Raw genomic sequence first — 24834 nt, forward strand, 5'->3', positions numbered from 1 at the left:
AGGTTGGACGTGGCTGCAGGAGAAGAGACCTCACACATCCTCAGCGGGTTGACTGCCCAGCTGCCTGATCGTGATCCGGAAGAGACCGCGGAGTGGATTGAGTCCCTTGATGCGTTGATCGCGGAGCAGGGCACGGAGCGTGCCCAGTACATTATGCGTTCGTTGTTGCAGCGTGCCGGTGCCCGGTCGGTGGGTGTGCCGATGGTGACGACCACTGATTATGTGAACACGATCCCGGTGGAYCAGGAAGCAGARTTYCCSGGGAACGAGGAGTTCGAGCGCCGGTACCGTGCGTACATGCGCTGGAACGCCGCGGTCATGGTCCACCGTGCGCAGCGGGCCGATATCGGGGTGGGCGGGCATATTTCCACYTATGCCGGCGCGGCGACCCTGTACGAGGTCGGGTTCAACCATTTCTTCCGCGGCAAGGACCACCCCTCGGGCGGGGACCAGGTGTTCTTCCAGGGACACGCGTCCCCGGGCATGTACGCCCGGGCGTTCATGGAAGGCCGGCTCTCCGAGGAGGACCTGGACGGGTTCCGTCAGGAAAAGTCCAAGCARGGCCAYGCCCTGTCCTCSTACCCGCACCCRCGCCTGATGCCGGACTTCTGGGAATTCCCCACCGTGTCGATGGGCATCGGTCCGATGAACGCGATCTACCAGGCCCAGTCCAACCGGTACCTGCACAACCGCGGCATCAAGGACACTTCCGACCAGCAGGTCTGGGCGTTCCTGGGCGACGGGGAAATGGACGAGCCCGAGTCCCGCGGGTTGCTGCAGCTGGCAGCGAACGAGAACCTGGACAACCTGAACTTCGTGATCAACTGCAACCTCCAGCGCCTGGACGGGCCCGTGCGCGGCAACGGCAAGATCATGCAGGAACTGGAGGCGTTCTTCCGCGGTGCGGGCTGGAACGTGATCAAGGTCGTCTGGGGCCGGGAATGGGACACCCTCCTGGAAAACGACACCGACGGGGCGTTGGTGAAAATCATGAACGAAACCCCCGATGGTGACTACCAGACCTACAAGGCCGAGTCCGGCGGGTTCGTCAGGGACCACTTCTTCGGCAAGTCCCCGCAGACCAAGGACATGGTCGCTGACCTGACCGATGAGCAGATCTGGGGCCTCAAACGCGGCGGGCACGATTACCGCAAGGTCTACGCCGCCTATAAGGCAGCGGTGGAGTTCAAGGGCAAACCCACCGTGATCCTGGCCAAAACCGTCAAGGGCTACGGCCTGGGACCGCACTTCGAGGGCCGCAACGCGACCCACCAGATGAAGAAGCTGACCATGGAAGACCTCAAGGCCTTCCGTGACCACCTGCGCATCCCCATCAGCGATGACCAGCTCGACGCGGACCTCTACCGGCCCCCGTACTACCACCCCGGCATGGACGCCCCCGAAATCAAATACCTGATGGAACGCCGGGCAGAACTCGGCGGGTTCGTCCCCGAACGCCGCCGCACCCACACCCCCGTCACCCTGCCCGARGCSAARTCCTACGARGTCGCCAAACGCGGCTCCGGCAAACAACAAGCCGCGACCACCATGGCCTTCGTCCGTTTGTTGAAGGACCTGATGCGGGACAAGAACTTCGGGGCCCGGTTCGTGCCCGTCGTCCCGGACGAATCCCGGACCTTCGGCATGGACGCGTTCTTCCCGACCGCGAAAATCTACAACCCCAAAGGCCAGAACTACCTCTCCGTGGACCGGGACCTCGTCCTGGCCTACAAGGAATCCCCCGCCGGGCAACTGATCCACCCCGGCATCAACGAAGCCGGCGCCGTCGCAGCGTTCACCGCCGCCGGAACCGCGTACGCCACCCACGGCGAACCCCTGGTCCCGATCTACGTCTTCTACTCCATGTTCGGCTTCCAACGCACCGGAGATTCCTTCTGGGCCGCCGCGGACCAAATGACCCGCGGCTTCATCATCGGCGCCACCGCAGGACGAACCACCCTCACCGGCGAAGGACTCCAACACGCCGACGGGCACTCCCCCATCCTGGCCTCCACCAACCCCGCCGTGAAAACCTACGACCCCGCCTACGGCTACGAAATCGGCCACATCATCCGCCACGGCCTCGAAGAAATGTACGGCCCCGACAACGACGGCACCGGCACAGCATCCGATAAAAACGTGATGTACTACCTCACCGTCTACAACGAACCCATCACCCAACCCGCCGAACCCGAGAACCTGGACATCAACGGGCTCCTCAAAGGCATCTACCGCCTCGCSCCCGCCCCGGAAAACACCACCGGAGACACCAGGCCCACCGCGAACATCCTCGCCTCCGGCGTGTCCGTGCCCTGGGCCCTCGAAGCCGCCCGGATCCTCGCCGAAGACTGGGGAGTCGCCGCCGAAGTCTGGTCCGTGACGTCCTGGAACGAACTCCGACGCGACGGACTCGCCGCCGAAGAACACGCCTTCCTCAACCCCGGCCAACCCGCCCGCACCCCGTTCATCACCGAACAACTCGCCGGCACCACCGGACCCGTCATCGCCGTGTCCGACTACATGAAAGCCGTCCCCGACCAAATCCGCCAATTCATCCCCAACGACTTCGCCTCCCTCGGAGCAGACGGCTTCGGCTTCTCCGACACCCGCCAAGCCGCCCGCCGCTACTTCAAAAACGACACCCACTCCATCGTCGCCAAAACCCTCCACCAACTGTATTTGCGATGGAACCGGGAGGGCTCAGGTGCCCAGATTCCTCCGGTCTACGACGAATCCGGTTGCCGCGTTTTCGCGGACTGCGTTGATACCGGCCACGACGGCCTTCAAATTGGGAAACTGTGGCGACACTGCCACAACTGTGCCGTCATCGGCTGTGAGTCGGAACCTGAACGTGTTCGTCCCGGCCTTGAGTATCTCGAAACTGCCCGCCATCTTCCCCTTTTCCTCCACGCATCATTGCATTAGAGCTGATTTGAACAATTCCCTACCGACAATAATGGCCGTCGGAACCTACCAACAGACCTACTGAGGAGTAGTTTGCAACCGATTTTGGTAGATGTCCCGGAAAGCTCCGAGGGAGCTACAGACCGCGTGCATGCCCGCGCGTATCGTGAGGATATGACTGGATCCGGCGTGGCGCCCACTACGGGCGTCCTGCTTGCCGCAGGGGCTGGTACTCGCTTGGGCCGCGGACCGAAAGCGCTGCTCCCCTACCGCGGCCGCACGCTGGTTGAGGTGCTGGCCGACACGCTGTTCGACGGCGGCTGCCGCGAGGTGGTGGTTGTTGTTGGGGCCGAGGCGGACCGCGTTCGAAGCACCACGGATCTACGGACGTACACCGTGGTCGAGAACGAAAACTGGGCCAAGGGCATGGCCGGTTCTTTCCGCGCAGGAATCGAGGCGGCCTCGCCGGGACACAGCATCATGGTGGCTCTGGTGGATCAGCCCGGACTAACCCCGACGGCGGTCAGCAGGTTGCTGGGCAGCCACCATCCCGGTCGGGTCACCGCAGCCGCCTACCCTGACGAATCAGGCCGCCTTAAGCGTCGGCACCCGGTGATTATCGACGTCGCGCTCCGATCCCAAGCGGCGGAAGCCGCGAATGGTGACACGGGGGCGCGATCGTTCCTCAAGGCGCATCCGGGCTTGGTGGACCTGGTGGATTGCAGTGACCTCTGCTCCGGCGAAGACCTGGATACGAAGGACCAGTTGCACCTGCTGGAGGACTGACTGCGGAGCCGACCACTCCAGGGCCGGTAAATTTGAATCCATGATCCAGATTGCCCTTGACGATCCCACGCGCCCGGATGTCCATCAGCTCCTCAGCGAACATCTGGCGGACATGTTTGCGACGTCGCCCGCAGAAAGCGTGCACGCATTGGACCATTCGGCGTTGTCCCATGAAGCCATCACGTTCTGGACGGCCCGCGAAAACGGCGTGTTGCTGGGATGCGGGGCGCTGAAGGAACTGGCCACTTCTGACGGAGACGGCCGGTCCGGCGAGATCAAGTCGATGCGCACCACCGCCGCTGCCCGTGGGCGCGGAGTAGCCACGCTGATGCTCAACCACATCGTGGTCGAAGCCGGCCGCCGGGGCTACGAGCGGCTGAACTTGGAAACCGGGACCGAAGAATACTTTGCCCCTGCACGTCGTTTGTATGCCAGGCACGGATTCACCGAGTGCCCGCCCTTCGCGGACTACGCCCTGGACCCAAACAGCGTGTTCATGGAACTCGCCGTTTCCCCCCAAATAGCCGTCCCACCCAAGTAAGTCGCAGTTAAGCGCGTTCTAACGGCTCAAAACGCGCTCAACTGCGACCTAGTTGGGTAGGACGGGTTTAGTTGGGGATCAGGGTGCGGTCCCGGAGGGCCAGGTAGATCTTGTCCGTGGCAATGGGCAGTTCGCCGAAGCGGATTCCGGTGGCGTTTCGGATGGCGTTGGCCAGCGCAGGTGCCACGGGGTTGAACGGGCTCTCGCTCATGGACTTGGCGCCGAGGGGCCCGGTCGTGTCGTTCGTTGTTGCGAAATAGACCTCGCTCCGTGGCACGTCCGCGAATGACGGAATGTGGTACTGCCGGAGGATATCGGTGGTTACCTGTCCGGCGTCGTCCACTATCACTTCCTCATAGAGCACCGCACCAAGCGCCTGCGCGATGCCGCCTTCGATCTGCCCACGGCACTGCCGCGGGTTCACCACAACGCCGGCATCTGCCGCCTGCACGCTCTGCAGGATCCGCAGCTCACCCGTACCCGTATTAACGGCAACCCGGAAACCGTGCACGTTGAATGCCACCGAGCGTGGCGTTCCTCCCCAGTTCCCATCGATGGCGAGGCGAACGCCTTGGAGACGGGCTGCGTCGTAGATTTCATTGAGCGGAACCATGCGGGCGCCGCACTCCACAGCTCCATCCACCAAGCGGCAATCCGTCAATGCAGCCCCAGTCAGCGACGCTGCAACGGCATGGATCCTGGTTGCGAGCTCCAGGGCCGCGCCGAGCGTCGCCTTACCGGCCACGACCGTCCCGGAAGAACCGAACGCGCCGGTGTCGTGCTCCACAAGGTCCGTATCGGACTGACGGACGGTAATTTTGGAGGCGGCTGTCGCCAGCGCAGTCGCAGCCAGTTGTGCATGAACGGTTGTGGTGCCGTTCCCGAACTCTGCAGTACCGACGTCGACGGCGAACCTTCCGTCCGATTCCAGGCTCACCCTGGTGTGGGCGAAATGGCCTCGCGGCGGAACGGTATCGATCATGGAGAGCGCCGAGCCCTCACCGACGACCCAGTCGGGGCCGAGGTCCTCCAGGCCAGCGGCCCGGTAACGCTCCTTGCCCCGGTCCAGGGCATCCCGGACCAAGGCCACACACTGGTCCAGACCGTAGCTACCGTAGTGGACGTCTTCCTCAGGTTCGGGTGTAGTAGACAACATGTGATCGCCCGGACGGACCATGTTCTTGAGCCGGAACTCCAAGGGGTCCATCCCGATACCGATCGCAAGTTCGTCGATGGCGGACTCAATCGCGAAGATCATCTGGCTCAACCCATACCCCCGGAAAGCACCGGCGGGAACGGTGTTGGTATAGACGGCCTGGGCGTCCACCTTCTTGTTGACGCATTTATAGACGGCCAACGATTCCCCACAACCATGGAACATCACGCCGGGCGCATGGTTTCCGTAGGCGCCAGTGTTGGTGATGACGTCCAGTTGAAGGGCGGTCAGGTATCCATCCCGGCTGGCTCCCGCCTTGAGATTGATGGTGAAGGGGTGGCGCGTTGTGGTGGACGTGAACTGTTCGGTCCGGGTGAACTCCACCTGGACCGGCCTACGCAAAGCAAGTGCCGCGAGGGCCACAAGATCCTCGGTGAGGACCTCCTGCTTGCTGCCGAAACCACCCCCGACGCGGCCAGCCACCACGCGAACAGTCTCCTCCGGCAGATTGAACAACCTCATCAGGGTACGCTTTACCAGGAAAGGAACCTGGGTGGAGGAACGGACAACCAGCCTGCCGTCCTCGTCCAGCCAGGCAATGGACGCGTGCGTTTCCATCGCGACGTGCTGAACCCTTTGCGTCTTGTACGTGTGCTCATGGATGAAGTCGGCTGCCGCGAAGCCGTCGGCCACGCTGCCAAGCTCGGCGTGGACCTCTGCCACCACGTTCTCCAGGGGCCGGGAGATTCTGGAGTAAACGCCATCCTTGTCACCATGGATGGCAGGTGCGCCGGGAAGAATGGCCTCTTGGGGCGTGAACACCGGTTCCAAGAGCTCGTACTCCACAGCAAGCGCCCGGGTTCCGGCCTCGGCAGCACCCACGGACTCCGCCACGACAGCGGCAACACGCTGCCCGATGAACCGCACCACATTGTCCAGCACGCGGGTGTCATCAGGATCGTCCGTGAAGTGTTCGTGCTGGGCAGTGGAGAACAACTGCGCTGGTGCGTCTTCGTGCGTGAAAACAGCGACGACGCCAGGAACTGCCAATGCCGCGGTCTTGTCAATGGATACGATCCGCGCGTGTGGATGCGGCGACCTCACGAGCTTGAGATGCAGCAGTCCGGGCAGTTGCTCAGCCGGGACATCCAGGGTGTACCGGGCATTTCCGGTAACCACGGCTTGACCGGCGGGTGCGGGCACGTTGTCCCCGAGCTGGCCGGGCGTGGCTTCCACAGCCACGGGCTGTCCGGCGGCAGACTGTCCAGCGGCAGGCGATTGTGCCCTGGAAACGTCAGCTCCGGCGTCGTGCTTGTGCCTGCCGCCGTGACCATCAGCATGACCACACACGGCGTCGGCGATGGAGCGGTAACCGGTGCAGCGGCACAGATTGCCCTTGAGGTTGCGGGGCAGGTTGGCACGTTGCTCGTCGTCAAAAGTGGCTGCGGTCATGACCATGCCAGCGGTGCAGAAACCGCATTGGAAACCCTGGGCTTCGAGGAACTGCTCCTGCACAGGGTGAAGGTTTTCGCCGGCGGAGAGGCCTTCGATCGTGGTGACCGCTTTGCCCTCGGCGCGGACAGCCGGATAGATACAGCTGTGGACGGGGGTGCCGTCGACGTGCACAGTGCAGGCGCCACAGTCACCGCCGTCGCAGCCCTTCTTAACACCGAAGTTTCCCTGTTCCCGGAGGAAAGTGCGCAGGCATTGGCCCGGGCGGGGTGTGGCCTGAGAGGCAGCGCCGTTGATCTCAATTGCCATGGGAGGCCTCCTTCTGCGGGTTGTTCTGTGCGGGTTGCGTGGATGGTTGCGGCGAGGTGGCGTGCGGCGGCCAGAAATCGCCAGAAACGACCATCGACTCGCCCAGCAGCTCGGCCCGGATCTCCTCGGCCAGTTTGAACGTCATATCGCGGCGCCACGCGGGGAGCCCATGGATGTCATCGTGGTACAGCGGCCAGGGAATGGAATCCCCGACGGCGTCAGCCAGCATCCCGGCGTCGGGAACCTGCCCGGCGGGGAACCGTAGCTGTACGGGACTTTTGGTGGAGGCAGTGACGGTGATGATCAAACCGCCATCGGCGTCGAGGCGTCCGATGAGCAGCACGCCGGATCGTCCAAGATTACTCAGCGACAGACGCCGGAAGGCAACGCGGGCCGAGAGTGCCGCGGCCGGAAGGTGGACGCTCCGGAGCAACTCCCCCGCGGCCAGGACATTCTCCATGTCCCCTACGACGAAATCGGCCACGGGTACGCTGCGGCTGCTGCCGTCCGGGCTCTGGATGGATGCTGTGGCATCGAGCCCGGCACACAGCGAAATCATTGGACCGGCCGGCAAGGATGTGCAGAGATTGCCTCCCACCGTGGACATGTTCCAGATCTTGAAGGACGCCACAAACGAGTCGCAGCAAGGACGGATCAATGCCAGGCCGGGCCACTCGCGGTTTGCTGTTTCCGCGGACACCGGCAGGGCGTAGAGCTCGGCAACGGTGCAGGTTGCGGCCAGCTCGATGCCGTCATCGGTTACGGTAATGGCCGGCCAATCCGCTTGGCCCAAATCAAGGAGCCGCTTGAGGACAGTGCTTCCGTAGGAGAAGAGGACAGTCCCTCCGGCAAGCCAGGCATCGCCGTCGCGCCATTGCGAAGGATCCGTGGTGGGAACCACGGCCTCGATGGTGTTCATGTCCATGGGTCCTCCTGAGTGAGGTGTTGCGGTGCTGGGTGAATGGGTGCCGCGTGAATCGGGCCGGTGCTGTCCTTCAACGAGGGGAAGCCTGCGGCTGTGCGGCCGGGGGCCTTGTGGCCGGTGACTTTGTGGCCCGTGACTTTGCCGCTGTGGGCCCCTCGCTCGGCGATGATTTCTGCCGTGATGGAGACTGCGACTTCGGCTGGTGTCACTGCACCAAGGTCTAATCCGATCGGGGAATGCAGGCGTTCGAGCGCTTCGGAGGGCGTGCCCGCCTCGAGCAGGGCGTCAACCCGTTGCCGGTGGCTGCGACGCGAGCCCATTGCGCCGACGTAAGCCAGGTCTAAGCGAAGCGCTGTTTCGAGCAAGGGAATGTCGAACTTTGGATCGTGGGTCAGGACGCACGCCACGGTCCGGGCGTCGACTCGCCCGGCCGCTGCTTCGGCTTCCAGATAGCGGTGCGGCCAGTCTGTGACCACTTGGTCCGCTCCGGCGAAACGGCCCTGCCGGGCAAACGCAGGGCGGGCATCACACAGGGTGACGTTGTAGCCAAGCAACTGTCCGGCGGGGAGCAACGCGGCACCGAAGTCGTTGGCGCCGAAAATGAGCATCCGCGCGGCCGGCAAACGGCTTTCCACGAACAAGGTGATGGGCTCGGGCTGCGTTATTTCTTCCGGGCCGGCCGACGCCCATCTGTCCACTGTCACCCAGCCATCGATGCAGCCTTCGGGTGCTGCCAGGCGGACCAACCCCGTGCGTCCGCCTTGGAGCAGCGGCTCAACCTGGGCCGCCGCAGCCATAAGGGTGGCGGGATGATCGCCCACCAACCGGGCCAGTTGCGTTGATTCCATGGCGCGGAACCGAAGAGGATCATCAACGACCACCGCTCCCCCTCCTCCACCGAGCCTGCGGATGAGGGCCAAGGCCGTGGGTTCGTTTGATACGGCGATGTCCAACAAGGCCATTTCGCCGGAATCGCTACCCAGTGGCTGGATATGGACTTCCAGTTCTCCTCCACAGGTGAGTCCGACGGCGAACGCGTCCTCGGCACTGTAGCCAAAAGACTCAAGGCGTGGGCCGCCGTCGCGCATTGCTTCCAAGGCTGCCTCAACGACGGCCCCTTCCACGCAACCGCCGGACAGGCTGCCCAGGATTTCGCCATCTTCGGAGACCATCATGGAAGTCCCCATGGGCTGCGGGACTGAGCCGCCGGTCCCTACGATCGTGGCCACAGCGCATCGTTGGCCAGAGACCGCAGTCCGCCAGCTGCCCAGTGAAGGCATCAGATCCAGCATGGCAACACGTCCTTTTTCCAGGTGTCCCGGCCAGGTGGCCCGGCCGGAGCAGTGCGCGATCTTGCCCTCATAATCTCATTTCCAGAAGGTGTTGAGGGGTAGTCGCGGTTATTGAATAAGAGTTCATAGGAACGGGGGCAAGGGCTTCATCTCCCTGCCCCCGTTCCCTGACGGAGCATCAGCACCCGTTCCTGAATCACCAGGGCCGCCGCCCGCCGTCGTGCCTGTTCCGGTGGTGCTGTTCGGTCAGGGACCACGACGACGGACGCCTATTCGCGCGGTGGGTGCGGATGGACCGCCGTTCGAAGTGCCGGATGTGGACCCGCCGGCGCGGGGGTGGGGCACCGGGCTAGACGCCCATCAAGGCGTTGATCGGGCCCCGTGCGAAGTAGATAATGAAGCCCGCCGTGACCACCCACATGAGCGGATGGACCTTCTTGGCCTTGCCCGATGCCGCGCTGATCACTGCGAAGGAGATGAAGCCGACGCCGATGCCGTTGGCAATGGAGTAGGTCAGCGGCATGGTCACGATGGTGAGGAACGCCGGCAACGCGATGGCGAACTTGGTGAACTTGATCTCGCGGATCTGAGCCATCATCATCGCGCCCACCACCACCAGCGCTGAAGCAGCCACTTCCAGCGGGACAACCGATGTAAGAGGCGTGAAGAACATCGAGCCCAGGAACAGCAGGCCAGTGACAACCGAGGCCAGACCTGTGCGGGCGCCCTCGCCGATTCCTGCTGCGGAGTCGATGTAGACGGTGTTGGATGAACCGGAGGTCCCGCCACCCACTACTGCACCCATGCCTTCAACGATGAAGGCCGACTTCAGCTTGGGGAACGTACCGTCCTTATGTGCCACGCCTGCGCTCTTGGCCAGGCCCGTCATGGTGCCCATGGCATCGAAGAAGTTGGTGAACACCAGGGTGAAGACCAGCATGGTCGCAGCCAGGCCGCCGATCCTGGCGAACGAACCAAAGAGATCGAACTGGCCTACCAGGCTGAGGTCCGGGACGGACATCAACTGGCTGGACAAGATCGGCACGTTGAGGTGCCAACCGCCGGGGTTGTCGGCGGTGCCTGGACCAATGTGGAACACGGCCTCGGCTACAGCGGCGAGGACTGTTGTGGCGACGATGCCAATCAACAGGCCGCCTTGGATCTTGCGTGCCACGAGGATACCCATGACCAGCAAACCGATGATGAAGACGAGAGTTGGGATGGAGGTGATGGAACCATCCGTGCCGAGCTGGACCGGCGGGCCGCCCTTGGTGGGGCGGACAAAGCCGGAGTCGACGAAGCCGATGAAGGCGATGAACAGGCCGATGCCAACGGTGATTGCGGCTTTGAGTTCCTTAGGGACTGCCTTGAAGATCGCCGTCCGGGCACCGGTGGCGCCGAAGAGGACGATCAGGATGCCGTTGATGACCACCAGGCCCATGGCTTCTGGCCATGTGACTTCCTGGATGACAGCGACGGCGAGGAAGGAATTGATACCGAGACCGGCTGCGAGGCCGAAGGGCAGGTTGGCCACGAGTCCGAAGACGATGGTCATGACGCCGGCGGTCAGGCCAGTAACTGCGCCCACCTGTGCTGCCGAGAGCCAGCCGCCCGCCACGTCCACCGGGGCGTTGTCTGCCGAGAAGCCGCCCAGAATGAGCGGGTTGAGGATGACGATGTACGCCATGGTGAAGAACGTGACCAGGCCGCCGCGGAATTCGCGGGCCAGCGTGGAGCCACGTTTGGTGATCTGGAAGAACTTATCCAGGAAGGAGTTCGACACCGGCGGCTTGCCGTTGCCGCCTTGTCCGGCGAGCCGGGTGGCTGTGTGCTTTGCGTTTGCCGCTGTGGGCTCTGCGCTCTTGCCTCCGTTGGGGAGGAGCGCAGCCTGCTTTTCAGCTGCGGTCTGCATTTCTGCGGGATCCAGGATTGTCATGTCAGCCACCGGGCCCTAGTAGTCGATCCTGGAATCAAGCGTGTTCCATGTGGTGAACGGCTGGAGGGCCGCCGGAGCCTGGGGGTCGCCCAGTTCCAGCTTGGCTACCGGCATCAGCGCGTCCCGGTTGTCGTTCTCGAAGAACTCGTAGAAGACGGCGTCGTCAAAGCCAACGGATGCGGCGTCGTGACGGTCTGCGGCAAAGAACACGCGGTCAACGCGTGCCCAGAGTGCGGAGGCCAGACACATGGGGCATGGCTCGCAACTGGTGTAGAGGGTTGCTCCGCTCAAATCGAAGGTTCCCAGTTCGCGGCAGGCGTTGCGGATGGCCGTGACTTCTGCGTGTGCGGTGGGATCGTTCGTGGCGGTGACGCGGTTGACGCCTTGGAAGGCTTGTCCATCCGCGGTAACAATGACGGCGCCGAAGGGGCCACCACTGTTGAGGACATTGGCTGTTGCCAGCTCAATGGTTGTGGCCAGGAATTGCTCGGCCGTGACGGTTGTACTCATGTTGCGACTTCCTTAGTGCTGAGGAAGCCAGGTGACCTGTTGGGGGCGCTACGGAGCAGAGCTCCAGTTAGCTTGGTTACCAGGCTTCAGCATGTGCGATGAAGGTTAAGTTGCGCCTGGTAGATAGCTTCCCGAAGTCCGGGTGCCCGCCTTTGGCAGTTAGAGCGTAGCACCAGGTTTGTGAGCCGCGCCATAGTTTTTTGAAAATTTAATTTCGTCATACGAAATTAGGGTTGCTGGCCAGATGTGACCGGGGGACGCCTGCGAACGTTGACTGCGGCCGTCGTGCACCTTACGCTTTTCGGACCGGACGCACTTGGTGGCTTCCGGCTCCTGGATCAGCAGACAGGGCCTAACTGAGCTGGAACGCGTACACGCCGACCAGACAAGGAACCTGTCATGACCCCTCTTTGGATCAAGAACCCGCTGGGTATCTTCACCGCAAACGACCTCGACGCCGGTGGCGGCCTGGTGGTCTCCGATGGGAAAATCGTGGAGCTCGTGCCTACGGGCGGGCAGCCTTCGTTGCCTTGTTCTGTCTTTGATGCCTCCGCCCACGTGGTTCTGCCTGGGCTCATCAACACCCACCACCACTTCTACCAAACCCTCACCCGAGCCTGGGGTCCGGTGGCCAACGCTCCGCTGTTCCCGTGGCTGCAGAATTTGTACCCGGTGTGGGCACGGTTGACGCCACGGAGCCTTGAGCTTGCAGTGCAGGTTGCACTGGCGGAGCTTTTGTTGTCCGGCTGCACCACCGCCGCCGACCACCACTACCTCTTCCCCGACGGCATGGAAGACGCCATTGATATCGAAGTAGGCGCTGTGCGCTCCATGGGCATGCGGGCCACACTGACCCGCGGATCCATGACTTTGGGAGAGGACGACGGCGGGCTGCCGCCCCGGACCACGGTCCAGTCACCCGAGACGATCCTTGCGGACAGCGAACGGCTGATTCGTGAGTACCACGAAACCGGTGATGGGGCTTCGATACAGATTGCCCTCGCCCCCTGCTCTCCATTCTCCGTGACCAAAGAGATCATGGCCGAGAGCGCAGCCATGGCCGAACGCTTCGATGTCCGGTTGCACACGCACCTTGCAGAGACCATCGACGAGGAAGACTTCTGCCGCTCCATGTTTGGGCTGCGGACCGTGGATTACCTGGAGTCCGTTGGCTGGTTGGGATCCCGCACGTGGCTTGGACACGGCATCCACTTCAACGACGACGAGATCGCCAGGCTGGGAGCCGCTGGCACCGCCGTCGCGCATTGCCCAACCTCCAACATGCGCCTCGCATCCGGGACAGCCCGAGTGCTGGAACTTGAAGCCGCGGGTGTTCCTGTGGGCCTGGGAGTGGATGGCTCAGCGTCGAACGATGCTTCCAACATGATCCTCGAGGCCCGCCAAGCGCTGTATTTGCAACGACTCCGGTACGGGGCTTCCGTCCCTGTGGAGAGAGCACTCGGTTGGGCGACACGCGGGTCCGCCGCCGTTTTGGGCCGCTCGGACATCGGTCAGTTGGCTCCGGGCCTTCAGGCAGACCTTGCCCTGTTCAAGCCCGACGAACTGCGCTTCTCCGGCAGCCATGACCCCGTCGCCGCCTTGCTGCTCTGTGGGGCGGACCGGGCAGACCGCGTCATGGTTGGGGGTGCTTGGAGGGTAGTGGACGGGGAGATCCCAGGGCTGGACGTTGCCGGGCTGATCGCTGAGCACTCGGCTGCGGCGCGGAAGTTGGTGGCGGGGTAGGTTCTGCTCCCCCTTGCGCGAAATCGCCGGAACGCTGCCACTTCACCGGGAACGTTCCGGCGATTTCGCACTTTTCCAGCGATCTCATTGCGGGCCGCAGGAAACGGCCGAAGGCCAACGGAAAGGCGGGCGGCACCTCCCCAGGTGCCGCCCGCCTCGTTGGCTCTGTTGCGCAGAGTCCGCGCCCCTTGGATGCAGAAAAGATCCTAGGGGCGCTGGCGGCCGAACACCGGGAGCGCGCGGAGCCAACGGGAGAATCCGCCGGCATTGCGGTCGCAGTCGGCCGGAATGTAGAAGTCCGGATCTGTTGCACCGAAGGGCAGGTACAGCTCCTGACCCGGTGCCGGGAATTCCACGACGTTGTTCGTATCCTTCGAGTCCATCTGTTCCTCCTCTTTCCAGTGCAGCATTTTTCCGTATTTCGGAAAATCTTTATTGCTATGTGAAAAGGATAGGCAACGCGCCGAGCAGCCGTCAAGACCTGTCCAAGAGGGAAGAAGAGTTCCTCCGGTCACATTTGGCTGCTTCATAACGATCTCCGAAAACCCATATACACAAGCCGAAATCATGCGCTACTCTCGAATGAGTTCGTGGCGTACGTCACGTAACCTGAGAGCAGCAGGCAGGGTCGTAATGAGCTGGCATCAATGGATGCCGGCTCTTTTTTGTTGGGTCGGCTCCACCAGAAACGCGGTGGAAACACGCGCTTAATTTCATTGATGGAACGTAGGTTCCACCTCACAGAAGTTGGGATATGACCATGAGCAACAACATCGTCCTCGGCGAAAACCAGTACGGAAAAGCGGAAGTCCGCGTCGTCAAGGTCACTCGGGATACTGACCGCCACCACATCGAAGATCTGAATGTCACCTCGCAACTGCGCGGCGATTTCCAGGCTGCGCACCTCGAAGGCGACAACGGCCACGTCGTTGCCACCGATACCCAGAAGAACACTGTCTACGCTTTTGCCCGTGACGGCATCGGCTCACCGGAGTCCTTCCTGCTGCGTCTCGCCGATCACTTCACCGGCGAGTTCGAATGGGTAACCGGCGGACGCTGGGAAGCCGAGGCCTACAGTTGGGATCGCATCCAGGCGCACGGCGCGGGACACGATCACAGCTTCGTCCGCAACGGACAAGAGGTGCGTACCGCCGTCGTCGTCCGTGATGGCGCAACCACGCACGTGATTTCCGGCCTCAAGGACTTGACCGTCCTCAAGACCACGCAGTCAGGGTTCGTCGGCTACCCGCGCGACAAGTACACCACCCTGCCGGAAACCACTGACCGCATCCTTGCCACCGACGTTTCAGCCCGCTGGCGCTACAACACCAACGTGGACTTGGCAGGCACCGACTTCAACAAGAGCTACGAGGACATCAAGGCCCTCCTGCTGGAAGGCTTCACCGAGAACTACTCGCACGCCCTGCAGCAGACGCTGTTCGACATGGGCAAGAAGGTCCTGGAAGCACACAGCGAAGTAGATGAAATCAAGTTCTCCATGCCCAACAAGCACCACTTCCTGGTTGACCTGAGCCCGTTCGGCCTGGACAACCCCAACGAGGTCTTCTTCGCCGCGGACCGTCCGTACGGCCTCATCGAAGCAACCGTCCAGCGCGACAACACCACGGCCGCGCCCGTTGCATGGAGCGGCATCGCCGGCTTCTGCTAAGCACCACCCCTAACAACGCACCACTAACAACGCACCACTAACAACGCACCATCCAGGAGTTTGTGTGCAGGTCCCCCAAGGGCGCCCCGCCAAGGCCGGACCTGCACACAAACCCCACGCCAAAACCCAAGATTTTGTTAGCCAGACACAGTTAGCCAGACGAAGACGTCTGCCATGAACCCAGAAAGTCTGCCATGAACATCAAGAAGAAATCCCGCCCTGCGAATACCGCCCCTTCCCAGTCGCACAAGCCGGAACGTCCCGAGGACAAGCGCCTCTCCATCGGAAGCACGTTCGCGTACGGCTTTCAGCACGTCCTCACCATGTACGGCGGAATCATTGCCCCTCCGCTGATCATCGGCGCCGCCGCGGGCATGTCCTCGCAGGATATCGGGCTCCTCATCGCAGCCTGCCTGTTCGTTGGCGGCCTGGCCACAATCCTCCAGACGGTGGGCATCCCGTTCTTCGGCTCACAGCTACCCCTGGTTCAGGGCGTCTCCTTCGCCGGCGTCTCAACGATGGTTGCGATCGTCCAGGGCGGCGGGGGCATTCAGTCCGTGTTCGGTTCGGTCATTGTGGCGTCCCTGATCGGCCTGGCCATCACTCCCCTGTTCTCCAAGATCATCAAGTTCTTCCCGCCAGTGGTCACCGGCACGGTCATCACCACCATTGGGCTCACGCTCATGCCGGTCGCAGCCAACTGGGCCATGGGTGGAAACGCCAAGGCCGATAACTACGGCAGCATGGCCAACATCGGCCTCGCCGCAGCAACCATGGGCGTCGTCCTGCTTCTGAGCAAGGTGGGCAACGCCGCGATCTCCCGGCTCTCCATCCTGCTGGCCATGGTCATCGGCACCATCATCGCGTTCGTTGCAGGAATGGCAGACTTCTCCAAGGTTGGCCAGGGTGACATCGTCGCTTTCCCCACGCCCTTCGCTTTCGGTGCTCCGACCTTCGAAATCGCAGCAATCATTTCCATGCTCATCGTCATCCTGGTAACACTGACCGAGACCTCCGCGGACATCATTGCAGTGGGCGAGATCGTCGATACGAAGGTTGACTCCCGCCGCATCGGCGACGGCCTCCGCGCGGACATGCTCTCCAGCGCCATCTCACCGCTATTCAACTCTTTCACGCAGAGCGCCTTCGCCCAGAACGTTGGGCTCGTGGCCATCACAGGCATCAAGAGCCGCTTCGTTGTCAGCGCCGGCGGCCTCATCCTGGTGGTCCTCGGCCTCCTGCCGATCCTGGGCCGAGTGGTCGCAGCGGTCCCGACGCCCGTCCTGGGCGGTGCCGGCGTCGTGCTTTTCGGCACGGTGGCGGCCAGCGGTATCCGCACCTTGGCCAAGGTTGAGTACAAGAACAACATGAACCTGATCATCGTGGCCGCTTCGATCGGTTTCGGTATGATCCCCATTGCCGCTCCGAAGTTCTACGACCAGTTCCCATCCTGGTTCTCCACGATCTTCCACTCCGGCATCAGCTCCGCCGCAGTCATGGCGATCCTGCTGAACATCCTCTTCAACCACTTCAAGGCAGGCAACACGGACAACCAGTCTGTGTTCGTCGCTGGTACGGACCGCATCGTCAGCGAGGAAGACATCAAGTGCCTGAGCGAAGGCGACCGCTTCGAGAACGGCAAGCTGATCGACGCCGACGGCAAGGAAGTCCCGCTCAAGACCTCCAGCGCCTCGGAGCACTAGCTCCCGCCCAAAATGGCAGATGACGGCAGCGTTTCCTTGGGGGACGCTGCCGTCATTTGTCGCCTTGCTCGGAAATCGCCCCGCGCAGAATGTACGACGGCGGCGCTCACCACCGGGCAACACTCACCGTAGGATCAGCCCATGACCGAACAGCTCCCCTGCTTCCGTTCCCTCGCCCTCCGCAAGATACCGGAGCCGGACTACGCGGACGTTTGCCTGGCCACCCTCCCTGAGGACGCTGGCACGGATCCCAGGGAATGGGCGGAGCGAGTGTTCTCCATCGAGTCGATGCCGCGCTGGGTTGCTTGGGCAATGGGTTTGAGGCAGGCGATCGTGCCCTTGATCGGCATACCCAAAGCACCTAAGAACACCTTTACGGTGAGCGAACAGTCGGGCGAGGAAGCCCTGATCTTTGTCCGGGACAGGCACTTGGACTTCGCGGTGGCGGTTGGAGTTGATCCCGTGACCCGACTGATCAGGGTGACTACCGCCGTCGAGCTTAAGGGGTGGCGCGGAAAGCTGTACTTCGGCGTCGTGCGGCCGGTTCACCCGCTGGTGGTGGACTCGATGCTGCGGGCGGCCACCCGCAAGAAGGCTAGTTCTGGTTGAGCTCCGCGGAGATCGCCAAGGCCGCCTCGCGCAGCATCGGCACAGCGCGGTCGGCAAAGCTCTGGTCCACACGGGTGATGGGCCCGGAAACGGAGATTGCCGTGGGAGTGGGAGCATTGGGCACGGCCATCGCGAAGCAACGGACGCCGAGCTCCTGCTCTTCCTCGTCAATGGAGTAGCCACGTTCGCGGATCAGCTTGAGGTCCGCGAGCAAGGAGTCGATGTCGCCGATGCTCTTGGCCGTGGGAGTGGGCATGCCGGTGCGGGCCACGATGCCGCGGACCACCTCGTCGTCCAACTGGGCGAGGATGGCTTTGCCCACGCCGGTGTCGTGCGTGTGGGCGCGGCGGCCGACCTCGGTAAACATGCGCATGGAGTGCATGGACGGGACCTGGGCCACGTAAATGACCATGTCGGAATCCAGGACGGCCATGTTGGAGGTCTCGCCCAGGCGTTCCACGAGGGTCTTCAGTTGCGGACGGGCCACGGCACCGAGCTGCTTGCTGGCACCTTCGCCGAGCCGGATCAGGCGCGGCCCCAGGGCATAGCGGCGGTTGGGCAGCTGGCGGATGTAGCCGAGTGACACCAGCGTGCGCAGCAGGCGGTGGATGGTGGGCAAGGGCAGGTCCGTGGACGACGAAAGCTCGCTCAGAGTGACGTCGCCACCCGCATCCGTGATCAGTTCCAGCAGTTCAAAGACGCGCTCAACGGACTGCACGCCTCCGGAGGCTTTTTCAGCCATTCCCTTGTCTCCAATGACTCAGATTCCGACAACTCTTATCCGCATCGTGAAAAGAATTGCTTAGAACACCCAAGATACAGCACAGCGGGCAAGTGCGCGACGAGACGCAAGATGACCGAGTAGGGGGTTGTGTTTCCACTTGGTAGATAATAATATCCATAATACGAAAACATCTAGTTTGGAACGGCGGCCCGGGAACGGGCCTAACAGGAGGAATTTCAATGGCGAATCCGAGCCCCGGAAACTCGATCACCCTGCGCGTCGCCGCACCGTCCAGCTTCACCGCTACGAGCGAACTGGCAGCAGCTGTCGGCGCAGCCGGTGCCGCAATCACCGCACTGGACGTCACGGAATCCCACCACGAGACGATCGTCGTGGACGTCACCTGCAACACCACTGATGACGACCACGCTGCACGCGTCAAAGATGCCCTGAACGCCCTCGACGGCGTCACCGTCCAGCACGTCTCGGACCGCACCTTCCTCATGCACCTCGGCGGCAAGCTCGAGGTGGTCCCCAAAGTAGCCCTGCGCAACCGTGACGATCTGTCACGCGCCTACACTCCCGGCGTCGCACGTGTTTGCCTGGCCATTGCAGAAGACCCGGCCGCTGCCCGCAACCTCACAGTCAAGCGAAACACCATCGCCGTCCTCACCGACGGCTCCGCCGTCCTGGGCCTGGGCAACATTGGCCCCGCAGCTGCACTGCCCGTCATGGAAGGCAAGGCCGCCCTCTTCAAGCAGTTCGCCAACGTTGACGCCTGGCCGGTCTGCCTGGACACGCAGGACACCGAAGAAATCATCATGATCGCCAAGGCCATGGCCCCCGTCTACGGCGGCATCAACCTCGAAGACATCGCCGCACCGCGTTGCTTCGAGATCGAGAACCGCCTCCGCGAAGAACTGGACATCCCGGTGTTCCACGACGACCAGCACGGCACCGCGATCGTCACCCTGGCCGCCTTGGTTAACGCCCTGCGCGTGGTGGACAAGAAGCTGTCCGAGGTCAAGATCGTTGTCTCGGGTGTCGGCGCTGCCGGCTCCGCCATCATCCAGCTCCTCAAGGCCCAGGGCGCGCAGCACATCATCGCCGCCGGCCGCTCCGGAGCCATCCACTCCGGCGAAAAGTACGACGACGAGCACCGCAGCTGGATTGCCGCGAACACCAACGAAGAAGGCTTCTCCGGAACCCTGCACGACGCCCTCAAGGGAGCAGACGTCTTCATCGGCGTCTCCGCCCCGCACGTGATCGGCGAGGAGCAGGTTGCTTCCATGGCCGAGAATGCAATCGTGTTCGCCATGGCCAACCCCACGCCGGAAATCGACCCCGTCATCGCTTCCAAGCACGCGGCCGTTGTCGCCACGGGTCGCAGCGACTTCCCGAACCAGATCAACAACGTATTGGCCTTCCCCGGCTTCTTCCGCGGACTGCTGGATGCTGGAGCCTCTGACATCACGCCGAACATGCTGGTGGCCGCCGCCGAGGCAATTGCCAACCGGGTGGCTGACGACGAGCTGAACGCGAGTTACATTATCCCCAGCGTCTTCGATCCCCATGTTGCTGCCGATGTGGCCTCTGCCGTCGCTACCGCGGCGGCTGCTGCGCACGCAAACGCCGCCAGCGCTCTCTAGAAAAGGACACCGCCCCATGGCTATTACAGTCACTGATCCCCGGCCGATCGATCGGGCCGAGGAGATCCTCACGCCCAAGGCACTGGGCTTCATCGAGGAACTGCACAAGCGCTTCGCCGGCACCCGTGCCGAGCTGCTGGAGGCACGCAAGGTCAAGCGCCAGCAGGTTGCGGACACCAGCCGCCTGGACTTCCTCCCGGAGACCCAGGAAATCCGCGACGGCGACTGGAAGGTCGCGGAGGCACCGGCAGCGTTACAGGACCGCCGCGTTGAGATGACCGGCCCCGCAACCCCTGCCAAGATGGCCATCAACGCGCTCAATTCCGGCGCCAAGGTCTGGCTCGCGGACCTCGAAGATGCCAGCACGCCAACCTGGCCCAACGTCATTGACGCGATCCTCAACCTTCGCGACGCCGCCCAGGGCACCCTGAGCTACACCTCGCCGGAAGGTAAGGAGTATCGTCTGCGAACGGACGCTCCTTTGGCTGTTGTTGTTGCCCGTCCGCGCGGCTGGCACATGGAAGAGAACCACCTGCTGATCGACGGCCAACCTGCGGTGGGCGCGCTGGTGGACTTTGGTTTGCACTTCTTCCACATCGCCAAGCAGCTGCTCCTGAACGGCCACGGCCCGTACTACTACCTCCCCAAGATGGAGAGCCATCTGGAGGCCCGCCTCTGGAACGACGTCTTCGTCTTCGCCCAGGACTTCCTCGGCATCCCGCAGGGCAGCATCCGCGCCACCGTCCTCATCGAGACCATCCCGGCCGCGTTTGAAATGGACGAGATCCTCTACGAACTGCGCGATCACGCCTCGGGCCTGAACGCCGGCCGTTGGGACTATCTGTTCAGCATCATCAAGTACTTCCGTGATGCCGGCGAAGAGTTCGTCCTCCCGGACCGTGCCACGGTTGCCATGACGGCTCCGTTCATGCGCGCCTACACCGAGCTCCTGGTCAAAACCTGCCACAAGCGCGGCGCCTTCGCCATGGGTGGAATGGCCGCCGTCATCCCGAACCGGAAGCAGCCGGACGTCACCGCTGCGGCCTTCGACAAGGTCCGTGCCGACAAGACGCGTGAGGCAAACGATGGCTTCGACGGCTCCTGGGTTGCGCACCCGGACCTCGTTTCCACGTGCCGCGAGGTGTTCGATTCGGTCCTCGGTGACCCCGCCGACGGTGGAAAGCCCAACCAGCTGGACAAGCAGCGCCCCGAGGTCAACGTCACGGCTGAGCAGCTGATCGACGTCGCCTCTGCCGGCGGCACCGTCACGGAAGCCGGACTGCGGCTGAACCTCTATGTCGCCGTCGCCTACACGGGTGTCTGGATTTCCGGCAGCGGCGCAGTTGCCATCCACAACCTCATGGAAGATGCCGCGACCGCGGAGATCTCCCGCTCGCAGGTGTGGCAGCAGATCCGCAACAAGTCGGTCCTGGCGGACACGGGCAACACCGTGACCCGCGAACTGGTCACCCGCATCCTCGGCGAAGAGACCGAGCGCCTGCGGATCGAGTTCGGTGACGAGAATTTCAAGGCATACTACGAGCCGGCCTCCAAGCTGATCGAGGACATCTGCCTGTCAGACGATTACACCGACTTCCTGACAACACCCGCTTACGAACTGGTGGGCTGAGATGGGCTCATTCTCTTCATCTGATCTGGCCCACATCGAGTCCCAGCTGGCCGCGACGGACCAGCTCCTGGACCGCAATTACCCCGGCGACGACGGCTCACGCCAACCCATCCACACCGTCTACGTCCCGGCGGACCGCTTCACACCGTCATTTGCGGCGGAGTGGGGCGCCCAGGCGCTCGCGACGGCGGAAGCTCACGGGGGTCTCGAAAAGCTTGGCCAGTTGCTGGGCCAGGAACCGGACTTGGCTGGCGCTGTTGCATCCCGTGTGGCGGCGAAGCTCTCCTCCGAGCCGATCGAGGACCTGCGTCTGGACTTCGAGGACGGCTACGGCGACCGCGGCGATGAGGCAGAAGACGCCGACGCCGCTGCTGCCGCCAACGCTGTTGCTGCTGCGGTTGCAGCGGGAACCGCTCCTCCGTTCATCGGCATCCGCTTCAAGTGCTTCGAGGCAGCCACCCGTGCCCGCGGACTGAAGACGCTGGACTTGTTTGTGTCCACACTGGCTGAGGCGGGCGAACTGCCTGCGGGGTTGATCCTGACCCTGCCTAAAGTCACCACGGTGGCCCAGGTGCAGGCCATGGACTTCGCGGTCTCGCGCCTCGAGGAAGTCCACGGGCTTCCCGCGGGGAGGCTCCGGTTCGAGGTGCAGGTGGAAACGCCGCAGCTCATTCTGGGCGCCGATGGAACGTCCCCTGTGGCGCAGCTCCCCCACGTTGTTCCGGGCCGCATCAGTGCTCTGCACTACGGCACGTATGACTACAGCGCTTCCTTGGGCATATCCGCCGAATACCAATCCATGGAGCACCCGGTTGCCGATTTCGCCAAGGAAGTCATGCAGCTCGCCGTCGCCGGAACGGGTATCCGCCTCTCTGACGGTTCCACCAACATCATCCCCGTGGGCGACGCGGTTGAAGACGCCTGGAAGCTTCACGGCCGGCTGGTCCGCCGCTCCTTGGAGAACGGTTACTACCAAGGATGGGACCTCCACGCCGCCCAGCTCCCCAGCCGGTTCTCGGCGTCGTACGCTTTCTACCGCGAAGGTCTGCCTGCCGCAGCCCTGCGCCTCCGGAACTATGTGGAGCGCACCGAAGGGGGCGTCATGGACGAGCCCGCCACCGCCCGCGCCCTCGCTGGTTTCGTCCTTCGCGGCGTCCAGTGCGGCGCAGTGGGGACCGACGAAGTCAAGGCGCTTGCCGGCGTCGAACTTTCACAGCTGACCGCACTGGCGCACCCGCGGCTCGCGCAACCGACTTCCCACTGATAAGGAGCATTCCCATGGGTAAGTACTACTACCCCCAGGGCGGCCTGCCGCCGCAGACCCACCTCACCACGGAACGGGCGATCGTCACCGAGGCTTACACGGTGATCCCCAAGGGCGTGATGACGGACATCGTCACCAGCAACCTGCCCGGCTTCTCCAACACGCGTTCCTGGATCATTGCTCGGCCGATTTCCGGCTTCGCCACCACGTTCTCCCAGCTGATCGTGGAGATCGCACCGGGCGGCGGGGCTCCCAAAGCCGAGTTCGAAGCGGGCGTTGAAGGCGTCATCTTTGTCACCAAGGGACAGGTCAACCTGACGCTCGACGGCGAACTGCACCACCTCGAGGAGGGCGGCTACGCCTACCTCGCGGCCGGTTCCGAGTGGGGCCTGGAAAACATCTCGGACGACATCGTCTCCTTCCACTGGATCCGCAAGGCCTACGAGCGCCTTGAGGGCTTCGAGGCCAAGTCCTTCGTGACCAACGAGAAGGACGTGGAGCCCACCTCCATGCCGGACACCAACGACGTCTGGAAGACCACTCGTTTCACGGACTCCAGCGACCTCGCCCACGACATGCAGGTCAACATCGTCACCTTCCAGCCCGGCGGCGTGATCCCCTTCCCGGAGACCCACGTCATGGAGCACGGCCTGTACGTCCTGGAGGGCAAGGCCATGTACCTGCTCAACAACGACTGGGTGGAAGTGGAAGCCGGTGACTTCATGTGGCTACGCGCGTTCTGCCCGCAGGCTTGCTACGCGGGTGGCCCGGGCGAGTTCCGTTACCTGCTGTACAAGGACATGAACCGCCAGGTGAAACTGACCTGATTTGCGCCGAGATCGCCGGAAAGCTGCCAGTTCGCTGGAGCTTTCCGGCGATTTTGCGTGTGTCCGGCGAACTCAGCGACGCCGGCCTGTGACGAAGCCCGCCCAGAACGCAAGGACCAGCAGGCCGGTCACGGCGAGAGTGAGCCCATTTCGCACACCCGCGCCAACGTACGTCAGTCCGTCTCCGGCGAATGTTTGATTACTCAGGGGCGCGTAAGCAAACCAGCCCGTGGTCTCGTTCAGGCCATTCCATGCCAGGACGCATCCCACGATCACCGCGATCAGGCCAAGCAAAGGCACGACGGCGGCAAGGACTCTGCGGGCAGGCTGCGGTGTGTTGCGTTCCCCAACTTTGCTGTGTTCCCCCATGCGGGCGAGTCTAGCGTGAGCTCGCGCACCCAACTAGGTCGCAGTTAAGCGCGTTTTGAGCTCTCTAAACGCGCTCTGCTGCGACCTAGTTGGGTTTTGGTTTGCCCGGGGAACCGGCGATCCTGTGCGACTCCTGGAGCAGTTCGTCGAGCTCCTCTACGTCGATGTTCTCCAGCCTGATCAACAGCAACTTTGGTGATCGTTCGTGGTGAGGGGTCCAGAAGTAGGTATCCGGGTCCATTGCTGCCAGAGCTTCGCGCTCATCGGTTTTGACCGTAACAACCCCCTCTTCCCAGATCCGGGCCATGAGGGTCTTGCCAAACCAGGCAGGCTGCCCCCAACTTGGGCGTTCCGTGATGCCGGGCATCCCAAGGCAGATACGCCTGACGTCCTCTTCGGTTGCCATGGTTCACTGTGACACTGGCGTCCGGCAACGGCAAGGAAGGCGTGGACTCTCGCAGTCTAGGCTAGGCACATGTTGACCATCGGCAGCACCGTTCTCGGAGTCAATGACATCACCCGCGGCACTGCGTTTTGGCACGCGGCCCTCGACTATGTTCCACGGGAGCCGGGCGATGACACCTGGGTGATCCTCGTTCCGTCCGCCGGCCCAGGCCCCCAACTCGCGTTGATGCTGAGTGAAACGCCCGTACAGGAGCATCCACGTACTCATCTGGACCTCTATGCGGATGACCAGGCTGCGGAGGTAGAACGGCTGATTTCCCTCGGCGCTCAACGCGTTGACTGGGACCTGTATCCAGAGAATCCGGATTTCGTGGTACTCGCCGACCCTGACGGCAACCGCTTCTGCGTTATCGACAAAAGTCCGCGATAGC

The 24834-nt window shown here is 63.0% G+C and carries 21 protein-coding genes and 1 pseudogene; 12 read left to right on the forward strand and 10 right to left on the reverse strand.

Translation table 11 applies throughout. The annotated features are described in order from the left end of the window. Positions 1 to 9: 9 nt before the first annotated feature. Positions 10 to 2685, forward strand: a pseudogene (aceE, locus tag AC1DD7_RS03300) (pyruvate dehydrogenase (acetyl-transferring), homodimeric type); the annotation flags it as partial. A 15-nt stretch (positions 2686 to 2700) separates the two neighbouring features. Here aceE and AC1DD7_RS03305 read toward each other — a convergent pair. After that, entirely contained in the window at positions 2701 to 2892 is a 192-nt protein-coding gene (locus tag AC1DD7_RS03305; protein WP_223934473.1) for a YegP family protein, read from the reverse strand. Between the two features lie 159 nt (positions 2893 to 3051). On the opposite strand from AC1DD7_RS03305, the gene nboR reads away from it, so the two are divergent. After that, the gene (gene nboR, locus AC1DD7_RS03310) at positions 3052 to 3690 is read left to right on the forward strand and encodes a nicotine blue oxidoreductase (RefSeq protein ID WP_477514074.1); all 639 of its coding nucleotides are present in this window, start codon (positions 3052 to 3054) and stop codon (positions 3688 to 3690) included. A 40-nt stretch (positions 3691 to 3730) separates the two neighbouring features. Then, a complete protein-coding gene (locus AC1DD7_RS03315) occupies positions 3731 to 4231 on the forward strand; it encodes a GNAT family N-acetyltransferase (protein ID WP_477513787.1) in 501 nt (166 codons plus the stop codon). A gap of 67 nt (positions 4232 to 4298) precedes the next feature. Here AC1DD7_RS03315 and AC1DD7_RS03320 read toward each other — a convergent pair whose 3' ends face one another. The 5 genes from AC1DD7_RS03320 to AC1DD7_RS03340 all read right to left on the reverse strand — a co-directional run bounded on the left by AC1DD7_RS03320 (position 4299) and on the right by AC1DD7_RS03340 (position 11811). Beyond that, complete coding sequence (locus tag AC1DD7_RS03320; RefSeq protein ID WP_477513788.1) at positions 4299 to 7148, reverse strand: molybdopterin-dependent oxidoreductase; 2850 nt, start codon at positions 7146 to 7148, stop codon at positions 4299 to 4301. Further along, positions 7138 to 8073, reverse strand: a complete 936-nt coding sequence (locus AC1DD7_RS03325) for an FAD binding domain-containing protein (protein WP_477513789.1) — start codon at positions 8071 to 8073, stop codon at positions 7138 to 7140. The genes AC1DD7_RS03320 and AC1DD7_RS03325 overlap by 11 nt, the downstream gene beginning before the upstream one ends. Beyond that, entirely contained in the window at positions 8064 to 9365 is a 1302-nt protein-coding gene (locus tag AC1DD7_RS03330) for an XdhC family protein (RefSeq protein ID WP_477513790.1), read from the reverse strand. The genes AC1DD7_RS03325 and AC1DD7_RS03330 overlap by 10 nt, the downstream gene beginning before the upstream one ends. Before the next feature lie 349 nt (positions 9366 to 9714). Next, positions 9715 to 11310 carry an NCS2 family permease gene (locus AC1DD7_RS03335; protein ID WP_477513791.1) on the reverse strand — a complete coding sequence of 532 codons (1596 nt, stop codon included), beginning with the start codon at positions 11308 to 11310 and terminating at the stop codon, positions 9715 to 9717. A gap of 6 nt (positions 11311 to 11316) precedes the next feature. Continuing rightward, positions 11317 to 11811, reverse strand: a complete 495-nt coding sequence (locus AC1DD7_RS03340; protein ID WP_442003169.1) for a nucleoside deaminase — start codon at positions 11809 to 11811, stop codon at positions 11317 to 11319. A 399-nt stretch (positions 11812 to 12210) separates the two neighbouring features. Between AC1DD7_RS03340 and AC1DD7_RS03345 the strand changes: the two genes are divergently transcribed. After that, entirely contained in the window at positions 12211 to 13554 is a 1344-nt protein-coding gene (locus AC1DD7_RS03345; RefSeq protein WP_477513792.1) for an 8-oxoguanine deaminase, read from the forward strand. 206 nt (positions 13555 to 13760) lie between these two features. On the opposite strand, the gene AC1DD7_RS03350 is transcribed toward AC1DD7_RS03345, so the two are convergent. After that, positions 13761 to 13937 carry a hypothetical protein gene (locus AC1DD7_RS03350; protein ID WP_216926482.1) on the reverse strand — a complete coding sequence of 59 codons (177 nt, stop codon included), beginning with the start codon at positions 13935 to 13937 and terminating at the stop codon, positions 13761 to 13763. Between the two features lie 371 nt (positions 13938 to 14308). Between AC1DD7_RS03350 and pucL the strand changes: the two genes are divergently transcribed. The 3 genes from pucL (at position 14309) to AC1DD7_RS03365 (ending at position 17535) form a co-directional block, all read left to right on the forward strand. Then, a complete protein-coding gene (gene pucL, locus AC1DD7_RS03355) occupies positions 14309 to 15223 on the forward strand; it encodes a factor-independent urate hydroxylase (RefSeq protein ID WP_224088890.1) in 915 nt (304 codons plus the stop codon). Positions 15224 to 15417: 194 nt separating this feature from the next. After that, positions 15418 to 16926, forward strand: coding sequence for a nucleobase:cation symporter-2 family protein (locus AC1DD7_RS03360; protein WP_477513793.1), 1509 nt, complete (start codon positions 15418 to 15420; stop codon positions 16924 to 16926). Between the two features lie 141 nt (positions 16927 to 17067). Continuing rightward, positions 17068 to 17535: a DUF2867 domain-containing protein gene (locus tag AC1DD7_RS03365; protein ID WP_477513794.1), complete on the forward strand. Its 468-nt coding sequence runs from the start codon at positions 17068 to 17070 to the stop codon at positions 17533 to 17535. Here AC1DD7_RS03365 and AC1DD7_RS03370 read toward each other — a convergent pair. After that, positions 17522 to 18277, reverse strand: coding sequence for an IclR family transcriptional regulator (locus tag AC1DD7_RS03370; protein WP_431116621.1), 756 nt, complete (start codon positions 18275 to 18277; stop codon positions 17522 to 17524). The two genes, AC1DD7_RS03365 and AC1DD7_RS03370, sit on opposite strands and share 14 nt — an antisense overlap. A 221-nt stretch (positions 18278 to 18498) precedes the next feature. On the opposite strand from AC1DD7_RS03370, the gene AC1DD7_RS03375 reads away from it, so the two are divergent. From AC1DD7_RS03375 to AC1DD7_RS03390, 4 genes are read left to right on the forward strand one after another with little or no spacing between them, the layout of a single operon-like run. Next, on the forward strand, positions 18499 to 19908 hold the full coding sequence (locus tag AC1DD7_RS03375) for an NAD-dependent malic enzyme (protein WP_477513795.1): 1410 nt from the start codon (positions 18499 to 18501) through the stop codon (positions 19906 to 19908). A gap of 16 nt (positions 19909 to 19924) precedes the next feature. Beyond that, positions 19925 to 21538: a malate synthase A gene (aceB, locus tag AC1DD7_RS03380; RefSeq protein ID WP_477513796.1), complete on the forward strand. Its 1614-nt coding sequence runs from the start codon at positions 19925 to 19927 to the stop codon at positions 21536 to 21538. Between the two features lies 1 nt (position 21539). After that, the gene (locus AC1DD7_RS03385; protein ID WP_477513797.1) at positions 21540 to 22802 is read left to right on the forward strand and encodes a DUF6986 family protein; all 1263 of its coding nucleotides are present in this window, start codon (positions 21540 to 21542) and stop codon (positions 22800 to 22802) included. Positions 22803 to 22816: 14 nt separating this feature from the next. Next, positions 22817 to 23629, forward strand: coding sequence for a bifunctional allantoicase/(S)-ureidoglycine aminohydrolase (locus AC1DD7_RS03390; protein ID WP_477513798.1), 813 nt, complete (start codon positions 22817 to 22819; stop codon positions 23627 to 23629). Between the two features lie 72 nt (positions 23630 to 23701). Here the strand turns inward: AC1DD7_RS03390 and AC1DD7_RS03395 are convergent, their stop codons facing one another. Further along, positions 23702 to 23998 carry a hypothetical protein gene (locus tag AC1DD7_RS03395; protein ID WP_477513799.1) on the reverse strand — a complete coding sequence of 99 codons (297 nt, stop codon included), beginning with the start codon at positions 23996 to 23998 and terminating at the stop codon, positions 23702 to 23704. Positions 23999 to 24083: 85 nt separating this feature from the next. Then, positions 24084 to 24404: an MmcQ/YjbR family DNA-binding protein gene (locus AC1DD7_RS03400; protein ID WP_477513800.1), complete on the reverse strand. Its 321-nt coding sequence runs from the start codon at positions 24402 to 24404 to the stop codon at positions 24084 to 24086. A 69-nt stretch (positions 24405 to 24473) separates the two neighbouring features. On the opposite strand from AC1DD7_RS03400, the gene AC1DD7_RS03405 reads away from it, so the two are divergent. Continuing rightward, positions 24474 to 24833 (forward strand): VOC family protein, encoded by a 360-nt coding sequence (locus AC1DD7_RS03405; RefSeq protein WP_477513801.1) that lies wholly within the window; start codon positions 24474 to 24476, stop codon positions 24831 to 24833. The last annotated feature ends 1 nt before the right edge of the window (position 24834 follow it).

The sequence above is a fragment of the Paenarthrobacter sp. 10L412 genome (assembly GCF_056395565.1).

What these genes read in the sequence shown, in the direction of transcription:
- AC1DD7_RS03315 (WP_477513787.1), top strand. Translation starts at nt 3,731, where the DNA reads ATGATCCAGATTGCCCTTGACGATCCCACGCGCCCGGATGTCCATCAG.
- AC1DD7_RS03400 (WP_477513800.1), bottom strand. Translation starts at nt 24,404, where the DNA reads ATGGCAACCGAAGAGGACGTCAGGCGTATCTGCCTTGGGATGCCCGGC.
- AC1DD7_RS03370 (WP_431116621.1), bottom strand. Translation starts at nt 18,277, where the DNA reads ATGGCTGAAAAAGCCTCCGGAGGCGTGCAGTCCGTTGAGCGCGTCTTT.
- AC1DD7_RS03365 (WP_477513794.1), top strand. Translation starts at nt 17,068, where the DNA reads ATGACCGAACAGCTCCCCTGCTTCCGTTCCCTCGCCCTCCGCAAGATA.
- AC1DD7_RS03390 (WP_477513798.1), top strand. Translation starts at nt 22,817, where the DNA reads ATGGGTAAGTACTACTACCCCCAGGGCGGCCTGCCGCCGCAGACCCAC.
- AC1DD7_RS03350 (WP_216926482.1), bottom strand. Translation starts at nt 13,937, where the DNA reads ATGGACTCGAAGGATACGAACAACGTCGTGGAATTCCCGGCACCGGGT.
- pucL (WP_224088890.1), top strand. Translation starts at nt 14,309, where the DNA reads ATGACCATGAGCAACAACATCGTCCTCGGCGAAAACCAGTACGGAAAA.
- AC1DD7_RS03360 (WP_477513793.1), top strand. Translation starts at nt 15,418, where the DNA reads ATGAACATCAAGAAGAAATCCCGCCCTGCGAATACCGCCCCTTCCCAG.
- AC1DD7_RS03395 (WP_477513799.1), bottom strand. Translation starts at nt 23,998, where the DNA reads ATGGGGGAACACAGCAAAGTTGGGGAACGCAACACACCGCAGCCTGCC.
- AC1DD7_RS03320 (WP_477513788.1), bottom strand. Translation starts at nt 7,148, where the DNA reads ATGGCAATTGAGATCAACGGCGCTGCCTCTCAGGCCACACCCCGCCCG.
- AC1DD7_RS03305 (WP_223934473.1), bottom strand. Translation starts at nt 2,892, where the DNA reads ATGGCGGGCAGTTTCGAGATACTCAAGGCCGGGACGAACACGTTCAGG.
- aceB (WP_477513796.1), top strand. Translation starts at nt 19,925, where the DNA reads ATGGCTATTACAGTCACTGATCCCCGGCCGATCGATCGGGCCGAGGAG.
- AC1DD7_RS03345 (WP_477513792.1), top strand. Translation starts at nt 12,211, where the DNA reads ATGACCCCTCTTTGGATCAAGAACCCGCTGGGTATCTTCACCGCAAAC.
- AC1DD7_RS03405 (WP_477513801.1), top strand. Translation starts at nt 24,474, where the DNA reads ATGTTGACCATCGGCAGCACCGTTCTCGGAGTCAATGACATCACCCGC.
- AC1DD7_RS03375 (WP_477513795.1), top strand. Translation starts at nt 18,499, where the DNA reads ATGGCGAATCCGAGCCCCGGAAACTCGATCACCCTGCGCGTCGCCGCA.
- AC1DD7_RS03385 (WP_477513797.1), top strand. Translation starts at nt 21,540, where the DNA reads ATGGGCTCATTCTCTTCATCTGATCTGGCCCACATCGAGTCCCAGCTG.
- AC1DD7_RS03330 (WP_477513790.1), bottom strand. Translation starts at nt 9,365, where the DNA reads ATGCTGGATCTGATGCCTTCACTGGGCAGCTGGCGGACTGCGGTCTCT.
- AC1DD7_RS03340 (WP_442003169.1), bottom strand. Translation starts at nt 11,811, where the DNA reads ATGAGTACAACCGTCACGGCCGAGCAATTCCTGGCCACAACCATTGAG.
- AC1DD7_RS03325 (WP_477513789.1), bottom strand. Translation starts at nt 8,073, where the DNA reads ATGGACATGAACACCATCGAGGCCGTGGTTCCCACCACGGATCCTTCG.